Consider the following 17,468-nt stretch of genomic DNA (forward strand, 5'->3'; position numbering starts at 1 on the left):
AGACCTATTCTTTCCTTCTCCCCCGCATCCCCTGAAACAGCTCCGCCACGTCCACAAAATACTCGGTCAGATAGTTAATACACACCTGTACCTTGAGCGGGAGTTTGTCTTTTTCGGTATACAGGGCGTACACCGGTCGCGGATCGGACTGGTAGCGCGGGAAGAGGATCTCCAGCACGCCGCTGTTGATCTCGTTGATCACCCACATTAACGGCACGTAGGCGATCCCGGCGCCGGCCACCAGCCAGCGCGAAATGGTCATCGGATCGTTAGTGACAAACCGTCCTTCCGGTAGCAGCCTGGTAGAGATCCCTTCCGGAGCGATCAGCTCAAATTCATTATCGGGCCGCACGCTGTACTCCAGCCACGAGTGGTTGGTGAGATCGGCGGGTTTCTCCGGAACGCCGTACTGCGCCAGATAGCTTTTCGAGGCGCAGACCACCATCGGCATGCTGCCCAGCCGTCGCGAGAACAGGCTGGAATCCTGCAACGCGCCGACGCGGATCACCACGTCCAGCCCGTCGGCAATCAGATCCGGCGCCGGGATACCCGTCACCAGATTGACCGTAAGACCGGGATACTCTTTCAGCATATCCGCCGTCATGGCAGCGAGAACATTTTGTGCCATAGTTGAAGAACACCCGATGCGCAGCGTGCCGATGGGGGTGTTGTTGAAGGCATAGAGCTGTTCGTGAACATCCTGCACTTCAAGCAGCATGCGGCGACAGCCCTGATAGTAAATTTTACCCGCCTCCGTCAGCCCAATGCTGCGGGTACTGCGGTTGAGCAGCTTGACCTGAAGCTCATCTTCCAGTTTGGACACCGTCTGGCTGATGGATGAGACGCTCATCTGAAGCTGGCGTGCAGCGGCGGTAAAAGAGCCCAGTTCAACCACTTTGGCGAAGACCGACATGCGTTTTAAACGTTCCATTGTTCACTCTGGCTTAAAAGTGATTTAGATCACATATTATAGATAACAGCATAACAGTTACGTTAATATATTATTAATTACATAACGGCTGCGCCATTCTCGCCCGGCGTTTCTTGCTCTCCTGCGGTGGCGTGCGCTAAAAAATTCTGAAGCCTGCACTCTCTCTTATCAAGGTCAACATGAGTCTGTTTCCCGTTATCGTGGTGTTCGGTCTGTCGTTCCCACCGATATTTTTCGAGCTTCTTTTATCACTGGCGATCTTCTGGCTGGTGCGCAAGGTGTTGGTCCCTACCGGGATCTACGATTTCGTCTGGCACCCTGCATTGTTCAATACCGCGCTGTATTGCTGCCTGTTTTATCTGATATCGCGCATGTTTGTCTGAGGTTGATGTGAAAACGCTAACAAGAAAAATCTCCCGCACTGCCATCACAATGGCGCTGGTTATCCTCGCCTTCATCGCTATTTTCCGCGCCTGGGTTTATTACACCGAATCACCGTGGACGCGTGATGCACGCTTCAGCGCCGATGTGGTGGCAATAGCCCCTGACGTGGCCGGTCTTATCACGGCGGTCAACGTCCACGATAACCAGCTGGTGAAAAAAGATCAGGTTCTGTTCACCATCGACCAGCCTCGTTACCAGAAAGCGCTGGAAGAGGCGGAAGCGGACGTGGCCTATTATCAGGCGCTCGCTGCGGAGAAACGCCGCGAGGCAGGCCGCCGTAATCAGTTGGGCGTTCAGGCAATGTCCCGCGAAGAGATTGACCAGTCCAACAACGTGCTGCAAACCGTGCTGCACCAGCTGGCGAAAGCGCAGGCAACGCGCGATCTGGCGAAGCTCGATCTCGAGCGCACCGTGATCCGCGCGCCGTCCGATGGCTGGGTCACCAACCTCAACGTCTATGCCGGGGAATTCATTACCCGTGGCTCAACCGCCGTGGCGCTGGTTAAACAGAACTCCTTCTACGTGCTCGCCTATATGGAAGAGACCAAGCTGGAAGGCGTGCGTCCAGGTTATCGGGCGGAAATTACGCCGCTCGGCAGCAATCGCGTCTTTAAAGGCACCGTCGACAGCGTTGCCGCAGGGGTGACTAACTCCAGCAGCTCTAACGATGCCAAAGGGATGGCGACGGTCGATTCCAACCTGGAGTGGGTGCGTCTGGCCCAGCGCGTGCCGGTACGTATTCATCTGGATGAACAGCAGGGAAATCTGTGGCCTGCGGGTACCACGGCGACGGTGGTGATCACCGGTGAAAAGGACCGGGATGCCAGCCAGGACTCGTTCTTCCGTAAAATTGCCCACCGCCTGCGCGAGTTTGGTTAATCGCCATGGGTATCTTTTCCATCGCCAGCCAGCACATTCGCTTCGCCGTGAAGCTGGCGTGCGCCATCGTGCTGGCGCTGTTTGTTGGCTTTCACTTCCAGCTTGAAACCCCTCGCTGGGCAGTGCTGACGGCCGCGATTGTCGCGGCGGGCCCGGCCTTTGCCGCGGGTGGGGAACCCTATTCAGGCGCGATCCGCTATCGCGGGATGCTGCGTATCATCGGGACGTTTATCGGCTGTTTCGCGGCGCTGACCATTATTATTCTCATGATCCGCACCCCGCTGCTGATGCTGATGGTCTGCTGCATCTGGGCGGGGTTCTGCACCTGGATCTCGTCTCTGGTGAAAGTGGAAAACTCCTACGCCTGGGGACTGGCGGGCTATACCGCGCTGATTATTATCATCACTATCCAAAGCGAACCGCTGCTGGCACCGCAGTTTGCGGTGGAGCGATGCAGCGAAATTGTGATTGGTATTGTCAGCGCGATCGTCGCTGATCTGCTTTTCTCTCCGCGCTCCATCAAGCAGGAAGTCGACCGTGAGCTCGACGCGCTGATCGTTGCCCAGTATCAGCTGATGCAGCTGTGCATTAAGCACGGCGACAGCGAAGAGGTGGATAAAGCCTGGAGCGGGCTGGTACGCCGTACGCAGGCGCTGGAAGGTATGCGCAGCAACCTTAACATGGAGTCCTCGCGCTGGGCCCGCGCGAATCGACGTCTTAAAGCCCTCAACACCGTCTCTCTGACGCTGATTACCCAGGCCTGTGAAACCTATCTGATTCAGAACACCCGGCCGGAAGCAGTCACCGATACGTTCCGCGAACTGTTTGCCGAGCCGGTGGAAACCGTACAGGACGTGCATAAGCAGCTTAAGCGCATGCGCCGGGTGATTGCCTGGACCGGGGAGCGCGACACGCCGGTGACCATCTACACCTGGGTCGGCGCCGCGACGCGCTATCTGCTGCTGAAGCGCGGCGTGATTGGTAACACCAAAATCAGCGCGGCGGAAGAAGAGGTGCTGCAGGGGGAAGTGGTGATCAAGGCGGAATCCGCCGAGCGCCATCACGCCATGGTCAATTTCTGGCGTACGACGCTTGCCTGCATGCTCGGCACGCTGTTCTGGCTGTGGACGGGCTGGACGTCCGGCAGCGGCGCGATGGTGATGATTGCCGTTGTGACCGCACTGGCGATGCGTCTGCCTAATCCGCGTATGGTCGCCATTGATTTCCTCTACGGCACGATTGCCGCGTTGCCGATAGGCGCGCTCTATTTCCTGGTCATCATCCCGTCGACGCAACAGAGCATGCTGCTGCTCTGTATTAGCCTGGCGGTAATGGCGTTCTTTATAGGCATTGAAGTGCAAAAGCGGCGTCTGGGATCGCTGGGGGCGCTGGCGAGTACGATTAACATCATCGTGCTCGATAACCCGATGACCTTCCATTTCAGCCAGTTCCTCGACAGCGCGTTAGGCCAGCTGGTGGGCTGCTTCCTGGCCATGATGGTGATACTGCTGGTGCGTGATAACTCGCAGGCAAGAACGGGCCGCGTGCTGTTGAACCAGTTCGTGTCGGCTGCCGTGTCATCTTTGACAACCAATACCGCGCGCCGTAAAGAGAACCACCTCCCCGCGCTGTACCAGCAGCTGTTTTTGCTGCTGAACAAGTTCCCGGGCGATATCGCGAAGTTCCGCCTGGCGTTAACCATGATCATTGCGCACCAGCGTTTGCGTAACGCGCCCGTGCCGATCAACGACGATCTGTCGGCATACCACCGCCAGCTGCGTCGTACCGCCGATCACGTGCTTTCTGCCAGCAGCGATGACAAACGGCGCCGCTACTTTACGCAGCTGCTTGAAGAGCTCGATATCTATCAGGAAAAGCTCAAGCACTGGGAGGCGCCGCCTCAGGTGACCGAGCCGGTAGGACGGTTGGTGTTTATGCTGCATCGCTACCAGAATGCCCTCACGGATAACTGACTGAAGTAAAAAACCGATGCCAAAAGCGTCGGTTTTTTTGTGGCTATACTTATTCCAGCACGTTCTTACATTTCAGAAAGGGAGAACACATGACGACCCAGGCGCTTCAGGACCACATCCTTTTTCAGACCGGTTATCTGGTCAACGGAATCTGGAAAACGCTGGATACAACCTTTGATGTGCTGAATCCCGCGACCGGCGAGGTCATTGCTAAAGTCGCAAAAGCGGGTAAAGCACAGACCGAAGACGCTATCGCAGCGGCTACCCAGGCCTTCCCGGCATGGCGTGCCAAAACCGCGAAAGAACGCTCGGCGATTCTCTACCGCTGGTACGAACTGATTATTGAGAATAAAAGCTGGCTCGGGGGGTTGATGACCACCGAACAGGGCAAACCCCTGAAAGAAGCGGAGGGAGAAGTCGAGTACGCCGCCAGCTTTATCCAGTGGTTTGCCGAAGAGGCCAAACGCGCGAACGGTGAAATTATTCCGCCGATAAAACCCGGCTCACGCATTCTGGCGACCCGTGAACCCATTGGTGTGGTCGCAGCGATTACGCCATGGAACTTCCCGATGGCCATGCTCACCCGCAAGTTAGGCCCGGCGCTGGCAGCAGGATGCACCGGGGTCATTAAACCGGCCAATAACACACCGCTCAGCGCCTTTGCGCTGCTTACGCTGGCGAAACAGGCCGGAGTGCCCGACGGTGTTCTCAACGCCGTAGCCGGGAATACGCATGAAATCAGCGATGCGATTATGGCAAGCCGCGACGTACGTAAAATCTCCTTTACCGGCTCAACCTCCGTCGGCAAAACGCTGGTGCGTAACGCCGCAGAAACCATGAAAAAAGTCTCGATGGAGCTGGGGGGAAATGCCCCGTATATCGTTTTTGAGGATGCGGATATCGACGCCGCGGTTAAGGGTGCGATCGCCAACAAGTTCCGCAATGCCGGGCAGGTCTGCGTCAGCGTGAACCGTTTTTATATTCAGGAAACCGTCTACGACAAATTTGTGAATAAACTCGCCGATGCGGTGAATGCGCTGAAGGTGGGTAATGGTCTTGAGGAGGGGGTGGTCGTCGGGCCGCTGATTGAATCTTCTGCGGTCAACAAGGTGCGTGAGCATGTCGACGACGCCGTTGCCCGGGGCGCAACCGTACTGGCTGGAGGTAAGCCTCATCCGCTTGGCGGGAATTTCTGGATGCCAACCGTACTGGGCGACTGCCATGAGGGCATGAAGCTGGCAGAAGAAGAGACGTTTGGCCCGGTAGCGGCGTGCTTCCGTTTCACCTCGGAAGATGAAGTTATCCAGCGCGCCAACAACACCCCCTATGGACTGGCGGCTTACTTCTACACCCAGAATCTTTCTCGGGTCTTCCGCGTTTCACAGGCCATCGAGAGCGGGATGATCGGCATCAACGAGTGCGCTGTCTCCACGGAGCTTGGGCCCTTTGGCGGCGTAAAAGAGTCAGGCCTTGGACGAGAGGGCTCCGTGCTGGGGCTGGAAGAGTATCTGGAAGTTAAAACCCTGCATATTGGGGGATTATAATAGACAGGGCGGCATCTGCCGCTCGCCTGGACTGGGTGGCTGGCAATGAAAACCTATACGTTTGATTTTGACGAGATCGACAGTCAGGAAGACTTCTACCGTGAATTTATCCGGGCGTTTGATCTTGAACGAGAAAGCGTGACGAATCTGGATACGCTGTGGGACGTGGTCACCGGCAGTCAGTTGCCGCTACCGCTGGAAATTGAGTTCATCCATTTGCCCGATAAGCTGCGAAGACGTTTTGGCGCGCTGATATTGCTGTTCGATGAAGCGGAAGAAGAGCTTGAAGGGCAGCTGCGCTTTAACGCGCGGCATTGAATGAAAAAAGCCCCTGACCATGAGGTCAGGGGCAAGTCGTATGATGAGATACGACGAGGGTTTATTTATACAGCTCTGCCGTTGCATGCCAGTGGTCACCCTGATTCAGTTCGGTGACGCGATAGCTGCTGGCGCCTGCTTTTTCAGCTTTGGCGGCAAGTTCGTGACGAATATCCATCGGTGAACCGGTGACAGACGTTACGGAGATGCTGCCCATACGCTGTAGATTTTGTGCCTGGTCGGCATTTACCTGCTGTACGGCTGCGCTTGCGCCGAAAGAGAGAACGGATGCCATACCGAGGGTTGCGATGATCAATTTGGTTTTCATAGTCTTTACTCCTGAATAGGGTTTTTACTCAACGGCGAGAAGGGTTGAACAGCTATTTTTATGCCTGGTGCCGTTGAGTGGAGATTTTCGTCTTCAGTTATTACTAAAACTTATTTGTACAGCTCAGCGGTGGCGTGCCAGTGGTCACCAGAACGCGCTTCGATGATGCGATAGGATGACGCACCCTGTTCTTCCGCTTTTTTGTTCAGCATCTCATGCATGTCCATTGGCGATGTGCCGACCGCGCCGACAGAAACCGTACCGATGGCCTGGCGGGATTGCGCCTGGTCAGCATTGATAGAGTCTGCTGCGAAAGCACCGAATGACAAGACGGACAGGACGCTGAGCGCCGCTACAGTTGATTTGATTTTCATGATTCTTACCTCGTCGAATTTTTTCGTGGGGTCTTGTTTCGTGACCCTCATCACAAAATCAAGTATACACTAATAACGGCAAAAATTAATACCAGACTAATGGTTTCTCTTGTTATTACGTGTTAACCAGCCTGTTTTTTATAACCAAATTGCATAATATTGAACGTTTTTTGTTCATTTTTGTTGGTTATATCTAATAAAATCATATGGATATCATATTTTGATTTTTTGTGCGATTTTTTGATTTAGCATTCACCAGATGAATGTTAATAGGTGGTAAAAAGCACTATTTGTCAAAGTGAAGGGCAGAGGAAAAGAGTGAGAAACGCAGCGGAAACAGAACGATCCCCGCAGCGGCGCTACGGGGAGAGGGGATTAGAGTTCCTGTTCGAACAGTACCAGAATGGCTTCGTGGAGATCTTTCACGGAGAAACCGCTAGCCGGTGTGGTAAAAATGGTGTCATCACCGGCGATAGTCCCGAGGATACCTTCCGTTTTACCCAGCGAGTCCAGCATGCGGGCAATCAGCTGCGCGGCACCCGGGCTTGTGTGGATCACCACGACGGCGTCGTTATGATCGATATCCAGAACCAGATTTTTGAGCGGGCTGGAGGTGGTCGGCACGCCAAGTTCTGCCGGCAGGCAATAGACCATCTCCATCTTGGCGTTACGCGTACGCACCGCGCCAAATTTCGTTAACATGCGGGAGACTTTCGACTGGTTGATGTTATCGAAGCCTTGTTCCTGCAGCGCCTGAACAATTTCTCCCTGAGAACTGAATTTCTCTTCTTTGAGTAGTGCCTTAAAGGCCTTTACTAATTCTTCTTGCTTAGACGAGCTTCGCATAAGTCACCCGGAATATGACGATAGAAACAACATTATTATGCATGTGGATGAATTTTTATGCAAATTATCTACTCAGCGCCAGGCTGAAATAATGTTATGAAAGGGAGTGATTTTATCAGATTTCGTTATCAGAAAACATGCCTGGGTCACGCCACGCAAATAAGCTTAAAAGTAAATTAAATGTTATCAAAATGATGTTGTTTTGGTGGCGGGGCAGGGTGTATTGTAACCACCTCTTAATGCGTTGCCCTCTGTCGTCAGATAGTCTTCTGGTGAGAGATAAAGTCGCGTGACCTCAAATTCTTTAGCTACGAAAATTGTAATTATTTACTTGCTGAATTATGGTCGCCGCAACGGATTTACAGATACTTAAGTTAACCATAATAAGGAGTTTAGGATGAAAGTCGCAGTCCTCGGCGCTGCTGGTGGTATCGGCCAGGCGCTTGCCCTACTACTGAAAACCCAACTGCCTTCAGGCTCAGAACTCTCCCTGTACGATATTGCTCCGGTAACCCCAGGTGTGGCGGTTGACCTGAGCCACATCCCGACTGCTGTAAAAATCAAAGGCTTCTCCGGTGAAGATGCACGTCCTGCGCTGCAGGGTGCCGACGTGGTGCTGATTTCTGCAGGCGTGGCGCGTAAGCCAGGCATGGATCGTTCAGACCTGTTCAACGTCAACGCGGGCATCGTGAAAAACCTGGTGCAACAGATTGCAGAAATCTGCCCGAAAGCATGCATCGGCATCATCACTAACCCGGTGAACACCACCGTGGCTATCGCGGCAGAAGTGCTGAAGAAAGCGGGTGTTTACGACAAAAACAAACTGTTCGGCGTAACCACGCTGGATATCATCCGTTCCAACACCTTTGTTGCTGAGCTGAAAGGCAAGCAGCCAACAGAAGTGGAAGTACCGGTAATTGGCGGTCACTCTGGCGTCACCATCCTGCCTCTGCTGTCGCAGATCCCAGGCGTGAGCTTCACCGAGCAGGAAGTGACTGACCTGACTAAACGTATCCAGAACGCGGGTACCGAAGTGGTGGAAGCGAAGGCGGGTGGCGGTTCTGCAACCCTGTCTATGGGCCAGGCGGCTGCGCGTTTTGGTCTGTCACTGGTTCGCGCTCTGCAGGGCGAGAAAGGCGTTGTTGAATGCGCTTACGTTGAAGGCGATGGCGAACACGCTCGCTTCTTCTCCCAACCGCTGCTGCTGGGTAAAAACGGTATCGAAGAGCGTAAATCCATTGGTACGCTGAGCGCGTTCGAACAACACGCGATGGAAGGCATGCTGGATACGCTGAAGAAAGATATCACCCTGGGCGAAGAGTTCGTTAACAAGTAATACGAACCGTCTCCCGGTAAAAAAAACGGAGCTTATCGCTCCGTTTTTTTATGCCTGTCAGTTAGTGGCCGGGTATTCCTGAATCGTCACGTGCAGCGTCAGTTTCTTATCGTTGCGCATGACCTCAACAGGAATGATAGAACCCGGGCGAATTTCTGCCACCTGATCCATCGTCTCCAGCGCAGATACCGCTGGCGTGCCGTTGACCGAAACAATGACATCGTTTACCTGAATCCCCGCGTTAGCCGCCGGACCACCCGGTGCCACCTCGTTAACCACGATGCCCTGAATCTGATCGATACCGCCGCCCTGGGTATGCATCGGTGCAATTTCGCGCCCGCCGATACCGATATAGCCGCGGATCACGCGTCCGTCGCGGATCAGTTTATCCATAATTTTGGTCGCCAGCTGGAACGGAATGGCAAAGCCGATCCCTTCCGGCGTCTCACCGTCGTTACTTTTATCGAACGAGAGGGTATTGATACCCATCAGCTCGCCCAGCGAGTTCACCAGCGCCCCGCCGGAGTTACCGTGGTTGATGGAGGCATCGGTTTGCAGGAAGTTCTGCCGCCCGGAGGGGTTCAGACCGATACGACCGGTCGCGCTGATTATCCCCTGGGTGATGGTCTGGCCCAGGTTGTAAGGGTTACCGATAGCCAGTACGACGTCACCAATATGCGGGGTACGTTTACGGTTGATCGGGATGACCGGCAAACCGCCCGTGGCGTTAATTTTCAGAACTGCCAGGTCGGTCAGGCTGTCAGAACCAACGAGTAACGCCTCAAACACGCGGCCATCCTGCAGAGCGACGATGATCTGGTCGGCATCGTTAATCACGTGCTTGTTGGTAATAATGTAGCCGCGCTCGTCCATGATCACGCCGGAGCCGAGGGTGCGGATCTCCAGCTGGTTATGGGCTGAGGTATTCAGGCCTCGGTTATAGACGTTAACCACGGCAGGTGCGGCACGGCGGACGGCCTGGTTATAGGTGGCCGGCGTTTCATCCGTGCTATCGAACTGGGGAGCCGACAGTTTATTGAACTGACGTAAAGACGGCAGCGCCAGCAGCAGCAGGCCAGCGACAATCAAACCGATGACAGTAGAACGTAAGAGCTTTAAAAGCATGATGCGCGTGTCGTTAAAAAAGGAACGATTTGCAGCATAACATGAGTTATCCGGACATCACACGCAGCGGTGATGTCCGGGTCGCAAATGCTTAGCGCAACAGAATATAGATGGACTCATTGCCACGCATGACCTGCAGGGCAATAACCGCCGGTTTGCTTTCCAGCACCTTGCGCAGTTCGGCAATAGACTGCACGCGGTTGCGGTTGACACCGATAATCACGTCATCCTGATGCAATCCGGCCTGTGCGGCAGGGCTGCTCTTCTCAACGGTATCGATGCTAATGCCTTTCGTACCGTCCTTCAGCTGCCCGTCGCTCAACGTAGCCCCCTGTAGCGCCGGGGCGATAAGCTCCGCGCTGGCCGAGGAAGAGGTGCTCTTATCCAGCGTCACTTCAACGTCAAGCGGCTTGCCGTCACGTATCAGGCCCAGCTTCACTTTGGCGCCAGGTTCCGTCGTGGCAATCCGTGAACGCAGTTCTGCAAAGCTGTTCAACGGTTTGTCGTTCAGGCTGACGATCACATCCCCTGATTTCACGCCCGCTTTTGCCGAGCCGGAGTTTGGCAGCACTTCACTGACAAACGCCCCGCGCTGTACGTTGATATTGAACGCTTTTGCGATATCCGCGCTCATCTCCATACCTTTAATACCCAGCAGCCCGCGTTTGATTTCACCGAACTGGATCAGCTGCTGCGCCAGGGTTTTGGCCATATTGCTGGGGATAGCAAAACCGATCCCGATGCTGCCGCCGCCCGGGGCCAGAATCGCCGTGTTAATCCCAATCAGCTCGCCGTTAAGGTTAAGCAATGCTCCGCCGGAGTTACCACGGTTGATTGATGCATCGGTCTGGATAAAGTTTTCCAGCCCTTCCAGGTTGAGGCCGCTGCGTCCCAGCGCCGAGACGATCCCGGAAGTAGCGGTCTGCCCTAAGCCAAAGGGGTTGCCTACGGCGACGGCAAAATCGCCGACGCGCAGTTTGTCGGAATCCGCGATGGCAATCTGGGTCAGGTTGCTCGGGTTTTGTACCTGCAGCAGCGCGATGTCGCTCTGGTCATCGCCGCCGATCAGTTTGGCATCAAATTCACGGCCATCGTTCAGCTGGACGCTGATCTTATCGGCCTGGCTGATGACGTGATTGTTGGTCAGGATATAGCCTTTTGCCGCATCAATAATGACGCCAGAGCCCAGGCCTTCAAAAGGCTGCGCCTGCTGGTCGGGAGACTCATCGCCGAAATATTTTTTCAGTTCTTCAGGGACGCGTTGGCTTTGTACTGCGGTGCCCTCAACCTGAACGCTAACGACCGCAGGCAACACTTTTTCCAGCATGGGCGCGAGGCTTGGAATGGCCGCCTGGCCAGGCACCTGGGAAGGAATGGCGGCAAATACAGGGACGGACGCCGAGAGAGATAACCCGACACTTAACGCGATAGCGCTCAACAGCTGGTTTTTTTTCTTCATCGATGTTGACTCTCGTAACCTGGAATAAAGGAAAAACGGCCCTAAAAACACGTTGATGTTATTGAATTTTAAACCGCTGAACAATGAGGTGTTTAACTAAATGATAGCTGGGGTCATCAGGAAAGGACGGGCGCAATCGCTGCGCCCGTAAAATAAATTCAGGTTGTGCGATTAATCGCGTTTTACACCGCCGCGCAGCAGGCCGGACGCGCCATCGGAATAGTCGCGAGGCATCTGAACGGGCGCCTGATCGTTACCAGCTTCAGAGTCAGCCAGACGGTTGCGGAACGGGTTGGTTTCCGCGGTCATTTCCGGCAGCAGGCTGCTGGAGCTTTTTGCCATATGTTGATACAGCTGACGATAGTCGGTTGCCATGTTGTCCAGCAGCTCGGCGCTGCGGGCAAAATGGCTGACCAGCTCTTCACGATACTCTTCCAGCTCGGCTTTGTTCTTTTCCAGTTCGTACTGCAGTGACTGCTGCTGACGCAATTTGCGATTACCGAAACGCATGGCCACAGCACCAATGACGATGCCGACGACTAAACCGATTAGCGCATATTCCCAGGTCATGAACTTCTCCCGTTGTCTTGTTGTTCCGTAGGGTGTTGGCTCGGCTCCTGCCTGTGCCTGATAATGCCACTATAACCGCTATTTCTGCAGAAGTGGAATCCTGACGTATCATCGCGTAGTGTAGAACGGCCTTTTTTTCATCAGTCACGTCTGCTGGTGAGCGTTAATTGAAGGAATAACAATAAGATTATGCAAAACCTGTCCCCTGCATCGCGTTATCAACTGGCCCTTAACGAGGGCACTCATCAGCCTGATGACGTTCAACGTGAGGCGGTAAACCGTCTGGAGATGGTTTATCAGGAGCTCACGGCAAAACCCGCTGAAGTCGAACAGAACGGTGGGCTAAAGGCGGCATTTGGGCGGTTGCTCGGTAAAAAAGCGCCACAGGCTCACGCGCCGGTACGCGGTTTATATATGTGGGGCGGGGTCGGTCGCGGAAAAACCTGGCTGATGGACCTGTTTTACATGAGTCTGCCTGGCGCACGTAAGCAGCGTCTGCACTTCCATCGTTTTATGCTGCGGGTGCATGAAGAGCTGACCGCACTGCAGGGCAAAAGCGATCCGCTGGAGATTGTGGCCGACAGGTTCAAAGCTGAAACCGACGTGCTCTGCTTCGACGAGTTTTTTGTGTCCGACATCACCGATGCCATGCTGCTAGGCGGCCTGATGAAAGCGCTATTTGCCCGTGGGATCACGCTGGTGGCCACGTCGAATATCCCGCCGGATGAGCTCTATCGTAACGGCCTGCAGCGGGCACGCTTCCTGCCCGCCATTGATGCCATCAAGCAGCACTGCGACATCATGAACGTTGATGCCGGTGTCGATTATCGTCTGCGCACGCTGACTCAGGCGCATCTGTGGCTTTCGCCGTTAAATGCAGAGACCACCCGCGAGATGGATACACTCTGGCTGGCGCTGGCGGGGGCAAAACGCGAGCACGCCCCGGAACTCGAGATTAACCATCGACCGCTGCCCACGCTTGGCGTCGAAAACCAAACGCTGGCGGTCTCCTTTACGACGCTCTGCGTGGATGCCCGCAGCCAGCACGACTACATTGCGCTTTCGCGTCTGTTCCACACCGTGATGGTGCTGGACGTGCCGGTGATGACGCGGCTGATGGAGAGCGAAGCACGGCGCTTCATTGCGCTGGTGGATGAGTTTTATGAGCGCCACGTCAAGCTGGTGGTCAGCGCCGAGGTACCTTTATATGAGATTTACCAGGGAGAGCGGCTGAAATTTGAGTTCCAGCGCTGCCTGTCGCGCCTGCAGGAGATGCAGAGTGAGGAATACCTGAAGCTGGAGCATATGCCGTAACAAATGCCACCCTCTCCCTGTGGGAGAGGGGCTGGGGGTGAGGGCACCAGACCGCACAATACACACCCCCGAAAAACCCATTCCAAATCACATTTAAGGGTCGATCTTTGACCTCAACTTCTCTATAATCTTGCGACCCCACGTTACGAGAAGGTTTTTTTCCCGAAACTTTCTATGTGTCGGCATGTGCTATTCGAAGGGGTAGGTTTGCCGGACTTTGTCGTGTGAACCTCAACTGACTAAACGTTTGGGTGTTCACCAACGTGTAACTTATTATTTGGGTAAGCTTTTAATGAAAACTTTTACAGCTAAACCAGAAACCGTACAGCGCGACTGGTATGTTGTTGACGCGACCGGTAAAACTCTGGGCCGTCTGGCTACTGAACTGGCTCGTCGCCTGCGCGGTAAGCATAAAGCGGAATACACTCCGCACGTTGATACCGGTGATTACATCATCGTTCTGAACGCTGATAAAGTTGCTGTAACCGGCAACAAGCGTACTGACAAAGTGTACTATCACCACACTGGCCACATCGGTGGTATCAAAGAAGCGACCTTTGAAGAGATGATTGCCCGCCGTCCTGAGCGTGTGATTGAAATCGCGGTTAAAGGCATGCTGCCAAAAGGCCCGCTGGGTCGTGCTATGTTCCGTAAACTGAAAGTTTACGCAGGCAACGAGCACAACCACGCGGCACAGCAACCGCAAGTTCTTGACATCTAATCGGGATTATAGGCAATGGCTGAAAATCAATACTACGGCACTGGTCGCCGCAAAAGTTCCGCAGCTCGCGTTTTCATCAAACCGGGCAGTGGTAAAATCGTAATCAACCAGCGTTCTCTGGAACAATACTTCGGTCGCGAAACTGCCCGCATGGTAGTTCGCCAGCCGCTGGAACTGGTTGACATGGTAGAAAAACTGGATCTGTACATCACCGTTAAAGGTGGTGGTATCTCCGGTCAGGCAGGTGCGATCCGTCACGGTATCACCCGCGCTCTGATGGAGTACGACGAATCCCTGCGTTCTGAACTGCGTAAAGCTGGCTTCGTTACTCGTGACGCGCGTCAGGTTGAACGTAAGAAAGTGGGTCTGCGTAAAGCACGTCGTCGTCCACAGTTCTCCAAACGTTAATCCATTCTGCTTACGCAGAACGATTGGCGAAAAACCCGCTTCGGCGGGTTTTTTTATGGATAATGCGCAGGTTATCCACAATATCCATGCATATATCTTCTCTTTTTCCACATTTCCAGAATCCCCTCACCACAAAGCCATCAAAATCTGGTAAACTATCATCCAATTTTCTGCCCAAATATCGGTGAATACTCGATTTTTGTTCGTTTCTTGAACAATGTGTTTTCTCTGGGATGGGCGATACAACATCTGGCTGGCCCCTGTTGGGCTGGTAGCAGTAAAAATTCTGAATATACCTGGAGGTTTTCATGGCTGTCGCTGCCAACAAACGTTCGGTAATGACGCTGTTTTCTGGTCCTACTGACATTTATAGCCATCAGGTTCGTATCGTGCTGGCCGAGAAGGGTGTCAGTTTTGAGATCGAGCATGTGGAAAAGGATAACCCGCCTCAGGATCTGATCGATCTCAACCCGAGCCAAAGCGTACCGACGCTGGTGGATCGCGAGCTGACCCTGTGGGAATCCCGTATCATTATGGAATATCTGGATGAGCGTTTCCCTCATCCGCCACTGATGCCTGTTTACCCTGTCGCGCGTGGTGAAAGCCGCCTGTACATGCAGCGTATCGAAAAAGACTGGTACTCGCTGATGAACGTGATTACCAGCGGTTCTGCTTCTGAAGCTGACGCTGCACGTAAACAACTGCGTGAAGAGCTGCTGGCGATCGCTCCTGTGTTTGGTCAGAAACCATTCTTCCTGAGCGATGAGTTCAGCCTGGTGGATTGCTACCTGGCACCGCTGCTGTGGCGTCTGCCAACCCTGGGCGTAGAGTTCAGCGGTCCTGGCGCAAAAGAGCTGAAAGGCTATATGACTCGCGTCTTTGAGCGCGACTCTTTCCTGGCATCTTTAACTGAACCGGAACGTGAAATGCGTCTCGGCCGAGGCTAATGACTGTGGAAATGTCACAACTTACCCCACGCCGTCCGTATCTGCTGCGCGCCTTCTATGAATGGCTGCTGGATAACCAGCTCACGCCGCACCTGGTTGTGGATGTGACGTTGCCGGGCGTGCTGGTTCCAATGGAATACGCACGTGACGGACAGATCGTACTGAACATCGCCCCGCGCGCGGTGGGTAACCTGGAGCTGGCAAACGATGAAGTGCGCTTCAACGCGCGTTTCGGCGGCGTGCCGCGTCAGGTTTCCGTACCTCTGGCAGCCGTGCTGGCTATCTACGCGCGTGAAAACGGTGCGGGTACCATGTTCGAGCCGGAAGCGGCGTATGATGAAGATGTTGCCAGCCTGAATGATGACAACGCATCCGATGAGCGCGAAAGCGACACGGTGATGTCACTTATCGATGGCGATAAACCCGATCATCACGATGACAATGACCCTGATGACGATCCGCCTCCGCGCGGTGGTCGTCCGGCTCTTCGCGTCGTGAAATAAAAAACAGGCCCAATCGGGCCTGTTTTTTTTACACTTCCAGGTAGTTCAGGATCCCGTCAGCCGCTTTACGACCTTCGGCAATCGCCGTTACCACCAGGTCAGAACCGCGAACGATATCGCCACCGGCGAAGATTTTAGGGTTGCTGGTCTGGAATGCGTTGTCGCTGCCTTCTGGCGCAATCACGCGACCCTGCGAATCCAGCTCAACGCTGTGCTTCGCCAGCCATTCCATGCTGTGAGGACGGAAGCCGAACGCCATCACTACGGCATCGGCCGGGATCACGTGCTCAGAACCGGCTACGATCTCGGCGCGACGACGGCCTTTCGCATCCGGTGCGCCCATCTCAGTGCGCGCCATCTTCACGCCGCTCACTTTACCGTTGGCATTCACTTCAATACCCAGAGGCTGGATGTTGAACTGGAACTCCACGCCCTCTTCACGCGCGTTTTTCACTTCGCGTTTAGAGCCCGGCATGTTCTCTTCGTCACGACGATAGGCGCAGATCACGTGTGCCGCATTCTGACGAATGGAGGTACGCACGCAGTCCATCGCGGTATCACCGCCGCCCAGCACCACCACGCGTTTTCCTTCCATGCTGACGAACGGCTCATCGGCGGTTTCGCCGTAGCCCATGATCTGCTTGGTGTTGGCAATCAGGAACGGCAGCGCGTCGTACACGCCTGGCGCATCTTCGTTCTCCAGACCGCCGCGCATGGACTGATAGGTGCCCACGCCGAGGAACACGGCGTCGTAATCCTTCAGCAGGTCGTCGAGCTGCACGTCGCGGCCCACCTCCACGTTCAGTTTGAACTCAATGCCCATTCCGGTGAAGATTTCACGGCGACGGGTCATGACCTCTTTTTCCAGCTTGAAGGCCGGGATACCGAAGGTCAGCAGACCGCCGATTTCCGGATGGCGGTCAAAGACCACCGCCTTCACGCCGTTGCGGGTCAGCACGTCCGCACAGGCCAGGCCCGCCGGGCCCGCACCGATGATTGCCACGCGCTTGTCGGTTTGCTTCACGCCGGTCATATCCGGACGCCAGCCCATCTCGAACGCTTTATCGTTGATATAGCGCTCGATGTTGCCGATGGTCACCGCGCCGAACTCGTCGTTCAGCGTACAGGAGCCTTCGCACAGACGGTCCTGAGGGCACACGCGGCCGCACACTTCCGGCAGGGTGTTGGTCTGGTGAGACAGCTCGGCGGCTTCAAAAATACGCCCTTCGTTGGCCAGCTTCAGCCAGTTCGGGATGTAGTTGTGTACCGGACATTTCCATTCGCAGTAAGGGTTACCGCAGGACAGGCAGCGGTCTGCCTGTGCCTTGGCCTGGCCTTCTGAAAACGGCTCGTAGATTTCAACAAATTCAATTTTGCGGATCTTCAGCGGTTTCTTTGGCGGATCAACACGCTGCAGGTCGATAAACTGGTATACGTTCTGGCTCATC

Annotated in this window: 19 protein-coding genes; 11 read left to right on the plus strand and 8 right to left on the minus strand. The window is 54.6% G+C overall.

The annotated features are described in order from the left end of the window. Positions 1-4: 4 nt before the first annotated feature. Positions 5-931 (minus strand): HTH-type transcriptional activator AaeR, encoded by a 927-nt coding sequence (aaeR, locus tag ACOTZC_RS18560; protein ID WP_023309395.1) that lies wholly within the window; start codon positions 929-931, stop codon positions 5-7. A gap of 179 nt (positions 932-1,110) precedes the next feature. Between aaeR and aaeX the strand changes: the two genes are divergently transcribed. The 5 genes from aaeX to ACOTZC_RS18585 all read left to right on the plus strand — a co-directional run bounded on the left by aaeX (position 1,111) and on the right by ACOTZC_RS18585 (position 6,089). Then, complete coding sequence (gene aaeX / locus ACOTZC_RS18565) at positions 1,111-1,314, plus strand: p-hydroxybenzoic acid efflux pump operon protein AaeX (RefSeq protein WP_003860416.1); 204 nt, start codon at positions 1,111-1,113, stop codon at positions 1,312-1,314. A gap of 7 nt (positions 1,315-1,321) precedes the next feature. Beyond that, a complete protein-coding gene (aaeA, locus tag ACOTZC_RS18570; RefSeq protein ID WP_023309394.1) occupies positions 1,322-2,254 on the plus strand; it encodes a p-hydroxybenzoic acid efflux pump subunit AaeA in 933 nt (310 codons plus the stop codon). Positions 2,255-2,259: 5 nt separating this feature from the next. Then, positions 2,260-4,227 carry a p-hydroxybenzoic acid efflux pump subunit AaeB gene (aaeB, locus tag ACOTZC_RS18575; RefSeq protein WP_045355383.1) on the plus strand — a complete coding sequence of 656 codons (1,968 nt, stop codon included), beginning with the start codon at positions 2,260-2,262 and terminating at the stop codon, positions 4,225-4,227. Positions 4,228-4,316: 89 nt separating this feature from the next. After that, positions 4,317-5,771 (plus strand): NAD-dependent succinate-semialdehyde dehydrogenase, encoded by a 1,455-nt coding sequence (locus ACOTZC_RS18580; RefSeq protein WP_322408219.1) that lies wholly within the window; start codon positions 4,317-4,319, stop codon positions 5,769-5,771. A 45-nt stretch (positions 5,772-5,816) separates the two neighbouring features. Continuing rightward, positions 5,817-6,089 (plus strand): barstar family protein, encoded by a 273-nt coding sequence (locus ACOTZC_RS18585; RefSeq protein ID WP_023309391.1) that lies wholly within the window; start codon positions 5,817-5,819, stop codon positions 6,087-6,089. Positions 6,090-6,150: 61 nt separating this feature from the next. Here the strand turns inward: ACOTZC_RS18585 and yhcN (ACOTZC_RS18590) are convergent, their stop codons facing one another. From yhcN (ACOTZC_RS18590) to argR, 3 genes are all read right to left on the minus strand, one after another. Next, positions 6,151-6,417 carry a peroxide/acid stress response protein YhcN gene (gene yhcN, locus ACOTZC_RS18590; RefSeq protein WP_023309390.1) on the minus strand — a complete coding sequence of 89 codons (267 nt, stop codon included), beginning with the start codon at positions 6,415-6,417 and terminating at the stop codon, positions 6,151-6,153. 110 nt (positions 6,418-6,527) lie between these two features. Then, positions 6,528-6,791 (minus strand): peroxide/acid stress response protein YhcN, encoded by a 264-nt coding sequence (yhcN, locus tag ACOTZC_RS18595; RefSeq protein WP_023309389.1) that lies wholly within the window; start codon positions 6,789-6,791, stop codon positions 6,528-6,530. Positions 6,792-7,166: 375 nt separating this feature from the next. Then, on the minus strand, positions 7,167-7,637 hold the full coding sequence (gene argR / locus ACOTZC_RS18600; protein WP_023309388.1) for a transcriptional regulator ArgR: 471 nt from the start codon (positions 7,635-7,637) through the stop codon (positions 7,167-7,169). A gap of 397 nt (positions 7,638-8,034) precedes the next feature. On the opposite strand from argR, the gene mdh reads away from it, so the two are divergent. Continuing rightward, the gene (gene mdh / locus ACOTZC_RS18605) at positions 8,035-8,973 is read left to right on the plus strand and encodes a malate dehydrogenase (protein ID WP_047174077.1); all 939 of its coding nucleotides are present in this window, start codon (positions 8,035-8,037) and stop codon (positions 8,971-8,973) included. Between the two features lie 57 nt (positions 8,974-9,030). On the opposite strand, the gene degS is transcribed toward mdh, so the two are convergent. The 3 genes from degS to zapG all read right to left on the minus strand — a co-directional run bounded on the left by degS (position 9,031) and on the right by zapG (position 12,127). Next, the gene (gene degS, locus ACOTZC_RS18610; RefSeq protein WP_023309386.1) at positions 9,031-10,098 is read right to left on the minus strand and encodes an outer membrane-stress sensor serine endopeptidase DegS; all 1,068 of its coding nucleotides are present in this window, start codon (positions 10,096-10,098) and stop codon (positions 9,031-9,033) included. Between the two features lie 91 nt (positions 10,099-10,189). Then, positions 10,190-11,557 carry a serine endoprotease DegQ gene (gene degQ, locus ACOTZC_RS18615; protein ID WP_023309385.1) on the minus strand — a complete coding sequence of 456 codons (1,368 nt, stop codon included), beginning with the start codon at positions 11,555-11,557 and terminating at the stop codon, positions 10,190-10,192. Positions 11,558-11,728: 171 nt separating this feature from the next. Continuing rightward, positions 11,729-12,127 (minus strand): Z-ring associated protein ZapG, encoded by a 399-nt coding sequence (zapG, locus tag ACOTZC_RS18620; protein ID WP_008502832.1) that lies wholly within the window; start codon positions 12,125-12,127, stop codon positions 11,729-11,731. 189 nt (positions 12,128-12,316) lie between these two features. On the opposite strand from zapG, the gene zapE reads away from it, so the two are divergent. The 5 genes from zapE to sspB all read left to right on the plus strand — a co-directional run bounded on the left by zapE (position 12,317) and on the right by sspB (position 16,020). Then, complete coding sequence (gene zapE, locus ACOTZC_RS18625; RefSeq protein WP_045403581.1) at positions 12,317-13,441, plus strand: cell division protein ZapE; 1,125 nt, start codon at positions 12,317-12,319, stop codon at positions 13,439-13,441. A 292-nt stretch (positions 13,442-13,733) separates the two neighbouring features. Further along, the gene (gene rplM / locus ACOTZC_RS18630; RefSeq protein ID WP_006178824.1) at positions 13,734-14,162 is read left to right on the plus strand and encodes a 50S ribosomal protein L13; all 429 of its coding nucleotides are present in this window, start codon (positions 13,734-13,736) and stop codon (positions 14,160-14,162) included. A 15-nt stretch (positions 14,163-14,177) separates the two neighbouring features. Then, positions 14,178-14,570 (plus strand): 30S ribosomal protein S9, encoded by a 393-nt coding sequence (gene rpsI, locus ACOTZC_RS18635; protein WP_003860436.1) that lies wholly within the window; start codon positions 14,178-14,180, stop codon positions 14,568-14,570. Positions 14,571-14,878: 308 nt separating this feature from the next. Then, positions 14,879-15,517, plus strand: a complete 639-nt coding sequence (gene sspA, locus ACOTZC_RS18640) for a stringent starvation protein SspA (RefSeq protein ID WP_014885418.1) — start codon at positions 14,879-14,881, stop codon at positions 15,515-15,517. A 5-nt stretch (positions 15,518-15,522) separates the two neighbouring features. After that, on the plus strand, positions 15,523-16,020 hold the full coding sequence (gene sspB / locus ACOTZC_RS18645; protein ID WP_024906337.1) for a ClpXP protease specificity-enhancing factor: 498 nt from the start codon (positions 15,523-15,525) through the stop codon (positions 16,018-16,020). A gap of 28 nt (positions 16,021-16,048) precedes the next feature. Here sspB and gltD read toward each other — a convergent pair whose 3' ends face one another. Next, positions 16,049-17,467 carry a glutamate synthase subunit GltD gene (gene gltD / locus ACOTZC_RS18650; protein ID WP_023309377.1) on the minus strand — a complete coding sequence of 473 codons (1,419 nt, stop codon included), beginning with the start codon at positions 17,465-17,467 and terminating at the stop codon, positions 16,049-16,051. Position 17,468 lies beyond the last annotated feature (1 nt).

It is taken from the genome of Enterobacter cloacae complex sp. SHL009 (genome assembly GCF_049237205.1).
GTDB lineage: Bacteria > Pseudomonadota > Gammaproteobacteria > Enterobacterales > Enterobacteriaceae > Enterobacter > Enterobacter cloacae_M.